This is a genomic window from Stenotrophomonas sp. 2YAF22, assembly GCF_052114665.1.
Taxonomy (GTDB): domain Bacteria; phylum Pseudomonadota; class Gammaproteobacteria; order Xanthomonadales; family Xanthomonadaceae; genus Stenotrophomonas; species Stenotrophomonas indicatrix.
Window position 1 is genome coordinate 1 of sequence record NZ_JBFRFE010000641.1, and the last position, 2,421, is coordinate 2,421.

The 2,421-nt window shown below is 65.3% G+C and carries 4 protein-coding genes; all 4 read left to right on the forward strand.

What is annotated here, in order from left to right; translation table 11 throughout:
* Positions 1–363, forward strand: a 363-nt coding sequence (locus AB4Y84_RS19340; protein WP_442250692.1) for an ExbD/TolR family protein, incomplete at its 5' end; no start/stop codon positions are given.
* A 150-nt stretch (positions 364–513) separates the two neighbouring features.
* On the forward strand, positions 514–1,974 hold the full coding sequence (gene cls, locus AB4Y84_RS19345) for a cardiolipin synthase (RefSeq protein ID WP_442250693.1): 1,461 nt from the start codon (positions 514–516) through the stop codon (positions 1,972–1,974).
* 40 nt (positions 1,975–2,014) lie between these two features.
* Positions 2,015–2,275 (forward strand): membrane protein, encoded by a 261-nt coding sequence (locus AB4Y84_RS19350; RefSeq protein WP_025875543.1) that lies wholly within the window; start codon positions 2,015–2,017, stop codon positions 2,273–2,275.
* Positions 2,276–2,284: 9 nt separating this feature from the next.
* On the forward strand, positions 2,285–2,421 hold a 137-nt coding region (locus AB4Y84_RS19355; protein WP_442250694.1), incomplete at its 3' end, for a pyridoxine 5'-phosphate synthase.

The window sequence follows — 2,421 nt, forward strand, 5'->3', positions numbered from 1 at the left end:
ACGCCCCTCGTGGACGTGATGCTGGTGCTGCTGATCATCTTCATCGTGACCGCGCCGATCATGACGTACCCGATCGCCGTGGACCTGCCGCAGCGCGTGCTCAACCCACCGCCGCAGCTGGTCGAACCGCCGCCGCCGATCGAGCTGAAGATCGACGCCAGCAACCAGGTCTCGTGGAACAACAGCCCGATCGGTACGCACGAACTGCAGCAGCGGATGGAGCAGGAGGTCCAGCGTGACCCGACCAACCAGCCGGAACTGCGGATCGATGCCAGCCCGGATTCGGAGTACGACGTGATGGCCAAGGTTCTGGCCGCCGCGAAGAATGCTCAGATGAAGAAGATCGGCTTCGTGCAGCAGTAAATCGCTACACCGCAATACATCAGTCATGACGCGACTGCAGGCGCCCCTGGAAACAGGGGCGTCTTTTTTTTGTGCGTGCAGGCGTCTTCCCGGCAACGCCGTTGGCAATGAATGCCTCTGGCCGGTGCCTGTCCCCGCTATGATCGGCGGATGCTCGCCCTCTTCGATTCCGTGCGCCATTGGCTTGATGGCATCGCCCACCTGGGAACGATCCTGGCGGTGGCCTATCTGCTGTATCTGCTGGCGTTGACGGGCTGGATCATGCTGCAGAAGCGCGAGCCGGTGGCCACGCTGAGCTGGATCCTGTCGCTGGCGCTGCTGCCCTACCTCGGCCTCTTCATCTACTACCTGCTGGGCCCACAGAAGGTGAAGCGGCAACGGCTGCGGCGCGGTCGCGCGCGCTCGGGCATGGAGCACTACAGCGATGTCTGCCCGCCCGATGCCGACTGCACCGAACTAGCCAAGATCGCGCAGGCGACCACCGGGCTGGCGCCAAGCACGGCCACCGAAGTGACCTGGCTGGTCGACGGCGCGGCCACCTACGCCGCGCTGCTGGAAGCGGTGGCACAGGCGCAGGACCATGTGCATCTGGAGTACTACATCTTCAATCCCGACCACGCCGGCACCGCGTTGCGGGATGCGTTGGTGGAACGGGCCAGCGCCGGTGTGCAGGTGCGGCTGCTGCTGGATGCGGTAGGTTCTTCGGCCGTGCGCCAGCGCTTCCTGCAGCCGCTGTTGAACGCCGGCGCGGAAGTAGTCTGGTTCCATCCTCGGCAGCTGTTGAAACCATTCAAACGCCCCTGGTTGAACCTGCGCACGCACCGCAAGCTGGTGATCGTCGATGGCCGGCTGGCGTTCACCGGCGGCATCAATATCACCGACGACGAAGACGAAAGTCGCAACCCGAATGCCTACCGCGATCTGCACATGCGCCTGCGCGGGCACGTGGTGCGCAGCCTGCAGCTGGTGTTCGCCGAGGACTGGCTGTACGCCAGCGGCCAGGACCACTCGCGGTTCGATATCGCCCGGCTGTGGCCCAGCGACATGCCCCWGCGCGGCGACGGCGCGATCAACGCGCAGGTGCTGGTGTCCGGCCCGGATTCGGGATGGGAGACCATCCATCGCCTTCATGTGGCGGCCATCCAGGAAGCACGTGAGCGGGTCTGGCTGGTGACGCCTTACTTCGTACCTGGCGAGGCGGCGCGGATGGCGCTGACGTCGGCGGCACTCGGCGGCCTGGACGTGCGCCTGCTGGTGCCGAAGATGAGCGACTCCTGGTTCGTCACCCAGGCCGCCCGCTCGTACTTCGACGAACTGCTGCATGCGGGAGTGAAGATCTACGAGTACGGTCCGCGCATGCTGCATACCAAGGCCTTCATCGCCGACGATGATGTCTGCATCGTTGGCAGCGCCAACTTCGACCACCGCAGCTTCCGCCTGAACTTCGAGCTGTCGATGATGATCAGCGACCGTGGCCGGGTGGCGGAACTGTCTACGTTGCTGCAGTCCGAATTCGAGCGTGCCACCCGCGTACACGACCAGGCAGGACGCTCGCTGTGGCTGCACCGGTTGCCCGAAGCCTTCGCGCGATTGGCCTCGCCGCTGCTGTGAGGCAGCGCTACACTGCGGCGGTGGCCCGGGGAGACTGACAATGTACTGGCTGTACCTGCTGCTGGCGCTGGGCTGCTTCGCCTTTGCGCTGAAAACACCGAACATGGGCCTGATGTCACTGGCCCTGCTGGGCACCCTCGCCTTCCTGCTGGCATGGGTGCGCGGTCGATACGCGGCACGCTTCGGCGACCTTCAGCGTGATCCGGCGACACTGGTGGACAGCGATGAACTCAGGCGTCTGCGCGAGCAGGCCAAGGTTGCTCCGGCCGACGGCAGCGACCCTCCCTCTCACTCCCCGTAGTCCCGTTCCATGACCCAGCTCAGCGTCAACGTCAACAAGATCGCCGTCCTGCGCAATTCGCGTGGCGGTGCCGAACCGGACGTGGTGCGTGCCGCCCAGGCCTGCCTGGATGCCGGCGCGCATGGCATTACCGTGCACCCGCGGCC

Excerpts from the sequence above, each read along its gene's own strand:
- AB4Y84_RS19350 (WP_025875543.1), top strand. The coding sequence starts at position 2,015 with ATGTACTGGCTGTACCTGCTGCTGGCGCTGGGCTGCTTCGCCTTTGCG.